Raw genomic sequence first — 7,812 nt, 5'->3', positions numbered from 1 at the left:
ATATAATGATTATTTATTCGATTTTACTGCATATAAAGCAATATAATCTATGTAAACCCCTTTCCAGCCGAAAGCTTACCCCCTAAATTTTATACTCGTTACCAGTGTTTTACTTAAAGCCTGGTAACGATGACAGTCCCACTCCCCTTACCCAAACGCCCTAAACGCTCTAACTTTAAGTTAGTGCCGAATAGCCAAGTGCATTTAAACAAAGCCAATAACGCCAGTGAGGTGTATGACCTTGAGGGTGCCTATTGGGAATTTGAAATTGAATTAGCCAACGTGCCTGAGCGTGAAGCATTAGCACTGGATGGGTTTATTGCTAGTTTACGTGGTCAAGTGGGCACTTTTACCTTGTTTGATTATCGCCGTGAGCAATTAGACAAGGACTTTATGGGCTATGTGTATGGTGCTAACCAAGATGGTAACATTCTCAATATTGATGGCCTACCACTAAACCAAACCCTGTTGGTTACTGGCGAACGTATGCAAATAGGCGTTGGCCAAAACACCGAACTTAAGATTTTAACGTCTGATTTAGTTAGTGACTCGAACGGTCGTGCGACTGCCGTGTTTGAATCTCCCCTGCGCAAAATACCTGCAGACAATACCTTTGTCACCTTTAAACAACCACGTGGCTTATTCCGTCTTGCTGATAACAACCAGGGCATAGATAGCGCTGAATACAAAAAAGGCATTGTGACTAGTTGGAAAATCAAAGGACGGGAGGCGTTTTAATGGAGTCGTTAAACGCTGGCTTACTTGCTGATTTAGCCACTAGTGGCCGTGCCCGTTACTTTGTTCGCCTGGCATTTAAAAGCGGTGATGTGTTGCTGCATACCGGTGTGGGTGAACGTCGCTTTAAAAACTTAACCTGGTATGGCTTAGGCATGCTCGGCACCGTGAGCGAAATACCTGCGAATGACAAAAACGACAGCGCCCGTATACGTTTAACTCTACATACCCAAGACACAGCCGTGCTGGCTGAAGTGGCTGAGAATGACCCTATTGGCCATACCTGCGAAATCTACCTTGTTACTGTGGATGAACACTACCGCGTAAGCCAGAGCCAGCTGCTTGAAAGTGGTTACATTGTGGCGTGCGATGTAGAGCGTGGTGCTGTATCACAAGTGCAATTAAGTGTAGCGGGTGAAAGTGAGCGCTGGAAAGAATCACGCTTACACCAACGCTGGAATGATGCCACACAGCGCGCCCTTTACCCTGATGATGCCTTTTTCAGTGAGCAAGCGTCTGCCAATAAACAAAACCTACCAGACACCCAGCCAGGTAACTTTATAGGGAAACGTAAAAATGAACGTCACCGCTAAACTCGCCGCCTTTATTAATCAACGTAACTGTATGCCGTTTAAATGGGGTAAAAATGATTGCTGCCTATTGGTGGCAGATTGGGTTCGCTTTTCGACGGGCCAAGACGTTGCTGCAGATTTTAGAGGTAAGTACCGCTCTGAGAATGGTGCATTTAAACAACTCTTTAAACGTGGTTTAAACGATGTTCAAAGTGTCTTTAAAGACCGTTTAAACCCTGAAATTCCCGTAGCGTATGCAAGGCGTGGTGATTGTGCCCTTGTTGAATTTAACGATGAACTTGTTGGGGGTATTGTGACGGTCAATGCCGTTGTATGTGTTGGTGAGAATGGGCTTGTGACTAAACCTATGAGCTGCGTAAAAGCGGTTTACCCATTGGAGCTGCGCAATGTCTAAAATTGTCGATACCGTTGTAGACACAGGTGGCGATTTATTCGGCATCGGTCGTAGTATCTTTGATAAGACTGTCGGCGCATTGTGGGACTCGCTCACCCCTGATGTACCTGAAGAAGACCTTGCAACACTTGCTAAGGGCTTACAAAAAGGCATAGACCAACCTCGACGTATTACATTTGGCCGTGACCGTGTGGGTGGCGTTATTGTGCACCAGGCTGAAGTTGAGCGTAATAAAAAGAAATTTGTTCAAATGGTGGTGCTGATTAATGGTGCCCCGATTGATGCCCTCGAAGAGATCTATATTGCGGATAAGCCGCTTAGTGAATACCCAAGTGAAAGTTGGGACTATGAATTAAGTGATGGCCGCCATACCACCGCAAACAGTAAAGCTGTGTCTAAAATGGCGGGTTGGACTGCTGCACACATTGGGTATGGCCAAGCGCATATATTTGTTGAGTTTGAAAATAACCGTGAAGTATTTCCGGATGGAATTAGCGATACTGAGTTTTTAATTCGCGGTGCCCGGGTGTGGGACCCACGCGACCCAAGTCAAAACCCTGATGATGAAACCACGTGGCTTTGGTCACAAAATGCCGTGTTATGTGCCCTGCACTATGTACGCTTTTACGGGGCGCATGAAGTCCCTTTTGAGCGCTTACCCCTTGAGTGGTGGATTGCCGCCATTAACGTATGCGATGAAGAGGCAGAGTTTACTGATAAAGACGGTAATGTGACGACTGAGCCACGTTATACAACCAATGGCAGCTTTACATTCACTACGAAACCCCTTGATGTATTAAACCAACTTGAAGCCTGTTTTGCAGGTAAGATTTTTAGGCAAATGGGCCAATGGTATGTGCGTGTGGGTGCCTGGTATGGCAACCCAACTTACACCATTAATGCAGATGATGTTCACGGCAACATTAAGATTAAATGGCATGCCGATTTACGCGACCGTGCCAACGTTGTTCGCGCTACATTTACCGACCCCGAACAAAACTACGAACGAACCGATGCACCACCGGTGATATCAACCGCATACCAGGCACGTGATAATCAGGTATTAGAAAAGTCGATTACCCTACCCTTTGTTAGAAGCAGCACGACAGCACAGCGCTTAGCCACTATACACCTTGAGCAAACACGCTTAGGTGAAATTGAATTACCCCTTAAGCACAAAGGCTTGGCTGCTGCAGTTGGCCGAACTGTTTACTTAAACTTACCTGGTGAATCGATTAACAATAAAGTCTACCGTGTTACTGAGCGCCGCTTTCGCTTAGACGGTGGTGTGACTCTAATGTGTATCGAAGATGGCCCAGGCTTATGGGGTGATAACTTAATACCAGGCGCGCAAGATTTAACGCCTAACAGTGATTATTTAGTAGGTAAACCTAAGCCTATTAATGATGTACGGGTAACAGTTGATGGTGACGGAAATGGGATTTTAAAATGGGATCATCCTACGCCATTAGCCGTGCATGAATACGATGTTGAGTTTGTAAAATCATCATCAAATGAACCCGTTTATAAATCGACTGTGACTTATACGCAAGTCACTATTCCTAAATTGGCACTTGGTGATTACACAGCACGAATTAGTGCCCGTAATATTTTTGGCCAGCGCTCAAATTTAGTTGCAATACAGTTTGATGTGCTTACCCCCTCGCAACCAACTGTCAGTGTTGTTGAAGACTTTAATCAAATTACTTTAACGGCTGAACTGAATGATGCAGGCATAGGCACCCAATTTGAGTGGGAGTTCTTAGGTTCTACTGAGCAGCCGCAAACAAGTGAACGTGCTTTTGCCCAAATCTACAACCGAATTGGTTTAAAAAGTGAAACAGAATACAACTTTAGAGTGCGCAGTGTTAACCATCTAGGTGCAAGTGCGTGGGTATATGTGTCTGCTACAACAACCACCGTCGACTTAACCGAGTATATTAACGATATTCCCCTTACAAAGCTCGACCAAGAAGCACAAGACTTTTTAAATGAAATGAACCAGCTTGTTGATCGCTTACGTGAAAACAGTGACAACAATATTGATGATCAACTTGATGACATTAAAGACAACATTGAGCAAGACCTAGAAGATATACGCGACGACATAACGACTGTTGAGCTTGGCTTTAATTACAACTTAAATACACTCGATGCCAAGATAGCTGAACGAACAGACTTTGAAAAAGTCGTGTTTGATATGACGGTTGATTATCTTAACTGGCGCACAACGTATGAGCAGCGAACAGAGCAATCAGAGCGCTTAGTCGATGCCGTGGCGTATATTGACCCAGAATCGGGCGTTATCGTTAATAAAGCGTATGAAGCAACCGGCGAAGCGCTACAAGAAGCTTATACAAAAATTGACGCTGTAAATGCATTGGTTGAGCTATCTACTCAGCAAGTGACCCAAACCGCCACGCGTTTAACAAAAGCAGAATCAACCCTTGCGCTACAAGCTGGGCAAATTAATAGCCGTGCAACGTACACCGAGGTGCAATCAGAAATAGCGGGAGCTATTCAGGCGCTCACCCCCGCATACAGCTGGCAGTTTAATAGCTCAGATGAAGGGTTCACAGGCGTATCAAGTTATAATGCAGAGGGTTTTATCGTTGCTATTAATGCAGTTACGACCCCTGCTATTAGCTATATAGCTGATGACAACCCGATGTTTAGGGTGCGTGTGCGCTTGCATGAAGGTGCAACGTGGCGCGGCAACGTCATTATTAATGACAGCATTACATTAAAACTACCTGCCCCTGCTACTGATAGCTGGGAAACATTGCAAGTTAATGCGTGGGGGCTTGCGGGTTACACTGGCGAAGTAACGAGTCTGAAATTTGATTTAGGCGCGTGTGATATCGACTCGATTGAAGTCGGTAAACGTGGCGCAAACGACTTGGCACTTCAAGACATTGTTGCACGTACCACGACCCTTGAAACCGACATTAATGCCCGAACAGGCATCATGGCCCAATACGCAAGTACGGCATGGGTATTAGCTAACGGGTATCAAAAAGAAAGTGATGTTAACACCATTATTGATACGTTTAACACCACGTATAGCATTACCGCCACCCTGCAAGAATTTACTGATAACGACATACTCACTAAAGCCAATAATGCGCAGTTGTTTATTGATGGCGCAGAAGCTTACATTGAGCAACAAATTGTTAGCTTTAATGCAAAGCCTGACGGTACCGATGAAAAGTTTAGCTTGGTAAATCAGCGCTTAGATGCCCAAGCAGGCATTATTGATAGTCAAATAGCACAAATTCAAGGGCTCGATTTAGAGCTACAAGACGCGTCTATTAATGATGTATTAGAAGCATACAACGCACTAATTAAAAACAACGAACTGGCAGAGGTAGGCGTACAAGTTGCGTATGCACAAGAGCAGCTAAAAGCACAAGTAGATGACATACAAAGCTTGTCAGAGCAATCTAAGCAGCTTGTAGCAGTGTATAAGCAGAGTTTTGCAGCTATTCAGTCTGTCAATAAAGTGGTATCAAACCAATACCAAGCCCAGGTGATTAATCAACGTGAAGTACAAGCGCAGTTTAAAGATAATCAAGCAAAACTCACAGAATACGAAAAGTTTGTTGCTGATGAATTTGAAGCCGTTGCCACTCGTGCCCAAACCCTTGAGACAAACTTAGGTGAAAGTAACAGCAAGATAGAAACGATTGAACAAGCACGCGCTACTGAAGCTGAAGCAACGGCAACGCGTTTTCAAGGCATTGAAACAAGTGTAGGTCAAAGTTTCAGTCGTATTGAGACAATGGAGCAGTCGTTTTCGTCTGAAGCACAAGCGACAGCATCACGGTTTAACCAGCTGCAATCCTCAATTGGTGAAGTGAGCAGCACCCTATCAACAAGCTATTACACGGCGGCAGAAACAAACAGCGCAATAGCAAGTGCTAAACAACAATTGCAAGCAAGCATTAATGGTGTGTATTCAACATTAAGTTTTGACTATTACACAGCAGCAAATACAAACCAAGCCATATCACAGGCCATAAACTCATACAGTGTGAATGTTGATAATGCATTCTCAGCTCAAACACAGCGCATTAATTCTATCGAAGCCGATACAAACGGCAATACTAGTTCTATCAATGCACTGAGCCAACGAGCAACAAACCTTGAATCAGGGCAATCAGCGCTCTCTACACGTGTATCACAAGTAAAAACCACGGCAGATGGTGCGGTATCGTCAATTTCACAGCTCACAAACCGCGTTCAAACCACGGAGCAACAAGCAGCAAGCGCAAGCCTAACGTTGCAATCACATGCTAATGATTTAGGTCAATTGTATGCGCGTGCTGCCTTACAAATAGACGTAAACGGTAAAGTTACAGGCCTAGATATAACACCCAACAGCATGGCGTTTGCAGCTGGTAGGGTTCTATTTGATGCGGGCAATAATGTCACCCTCACTTATGAATATGGCGGTTTACGTTTTAGAACTAACGGGGCCTTAACAGCAGCTATATCAGGGAATGGTACCTCTTTTTTACAAGCGGGTTTAGTTACAAGTCAATTCTCAACGCGTGGTGATTGGGAGCATGGCGCGAATCTTCGTGGTACATCGCAAGGGGCGCGAGGCGAAGGCCAGTATTACGCCTTTTATGCTGTCACAGGTGGGTATGGCCCTTTCACGGGCTCACACGATGCACTCATTGAAAAATCAATTGAGTTAGCCCCTGGCGATATTGTTTGTGATTTAGAGCTTGTGAATATAGCAAACGTATCCAATGCCATTTGTACCGCCGTACCCTCAAGCCAGCCTAAACAGCGTAGTGTGCGCGGCGTATTCGTCAAAAAGCACTCTACAGAAACAAGCTCAATCCCAGCCGCATTAAAAGGTTTTAGAGGGTTTCAGCGATACCAAGATTATAAACAAACCCATGACCTAGCAGTTATGAACGCATTAGGCGAAGGCGTCATGAATGTGTGTGGTGAAGGCGGCAACCTTGAAACGGGTGACTACATTTGCTCAAGCTCAATGCGTGGCAAAGGCATGAAGCAGCCAGAGCAAGACCACGAAAAGCCCTACACCATCGCACAAGCAAGGCATTCAGTTAGTTTCGATTCACCAACCCAAATTAAACAAGTTGCCGTGATTTACTTACGCGGCTAAACAAAGAGGTATACAAAATGGCATTTACTGCAGATTCAGTCAGCATACTAAACGGCCAAGATGTTGTTGATGTAAATAGCGCAGAAAGTATCGAGAACATCAAAGCTGGTGATTTTTTACAAATCGGCAGTTTTCCACTGGTTGAAATTAAACAAGCTTACAAAAATGGCCAAGGCCAAAAGTTTATTCAACTTATTAAAGCGTGGGAATTAACAACCCAAAATAACCAACCGGCTATTGTTATTCCGACAAGTGGCGAATTTCGCGCAGCTGTCAAAGCGCTTCAAGATGCCAATATTCTTGTTAACGATAATCAGCAAGCCCTGCAGGATTATCAAAACAACCTAGGAACGGTGACATTTAAAAAATCAGATGGCACCACCACAACAGTTAAAACCCTCAAACAAATTGAAGCCGATAACCAAGCCCAAATGAATGCATATCATCCTAATCCCTGGGCAATGCGTAAGGTTGAATTTGAAGCTATGCGAGCAGCGAATAGAGAAAAATATGCCAGCGGCTTCTACCATAAAGGTAAAGAGTACACAAATGGTGTAAATCGTTTGGTGGTAGCAAGTGGCCTTTGGACTAATACCACTTTTCCTAATATTTTAAACCTTGGCCGTGACAGCGCAGACACCTCACAACAAGGTGACTCTAAGCAAAGTGAGCCCGTTATTTGCATTGATGGAGTATTGACTGAGTTATCGGGCCTTTCGACAACGAACGGTGGAAACAACCTCGTCAAACTTCCACCCGCCGAAGGTGGAACCCGAACATACAATAGTGCAACAGGTAAATCTGTTACATACCCAACTCCGGCTTTAGCGTTTGCGGCCGAAACGACAACAAATAAAGTTGTAACTGACCGCGTAGATATGTGGGGATTCGAGGCTTTTTTACGTGAAATCACCGATGATGATCCATTTGTATATAAAAAGGGTTTA

The 7,812-nt window shown here is 44.5% G+C and carries 5 protein-coding genes; all 5 read left to right on the top strand.

The genetic code is table 11. The features are described from left to right. Nucleotides 1–129 precede the first annotated feature (129 nt). Nucleotides 130–738 carry a hypothetical protein gene (locus L1D46_RS18840; protein WP_239978037.1) on the top strand — a complete coding sequence of 203 codons (609 nt, stop codon included), beginning with the start codon at nt 130–132 and terminating at the stop codon, nt 736–738. Beyond that, nucleotides 738–1,328, top strand: coding sequence for a hypothetical protein (locus tag L1D46_RS18835; protein WP_239978036.1), 591 nt, complete (start codon nt 738–740; stop codon nt 1,326–1,328). The genes L1D46_RS18840 and L1D46_RS18835 overlap by 1 nt, the downstream gene beginning before the upstream one ends. After that, entirely contained in the window at nt 1,312–1,722 is a 411-nt protein-coding gene (locus tag L1D46_RS18830) for a hypothetical protein (protein ID WP_239978035.1), read from the top strand. The genes L1D46_RS18835 and L1D46_RS18830 overlap by 17 nt, the downstream gene beginning before the upstream one ends. Further along, entirely contained in the window at nt 1,715–6,865 is a 5,151-nt protein-coding gene (locus L1D46_RS18825; RefSeq protein WP_239978034.1) for a phage tail protein, read from the top strand. The genes L1D46_RS18830 and L1D46_RS18825 overlap by 8 nt, the downstream gene beginning before the upstream one ends. Before the next feature lie 17 nt (nt 6,866–6,882). Further along, the coding region (locus L1D46_RS18820) for a hypothetical protein (protein WP_239978033.1) at nt 6,883–7,812 on the top strand (930 nt) is incomplete at its 3' end.

Source organism: Pseudoalteromonas sp. Isolate3 (assembly GCF_022398505.1).
Lineage (GTDB): Bacteria > Pseudomonadota > Gammaproteobacteria > Enterobacterales > Alteromonadaceae > Pseudoalteromonas > Pseudoalteromonas apostichopi.
Note: the sequence above shows the minus strand (reverse complement) of the source record. Positions and strands in the feature narration are given on the sequence as shown.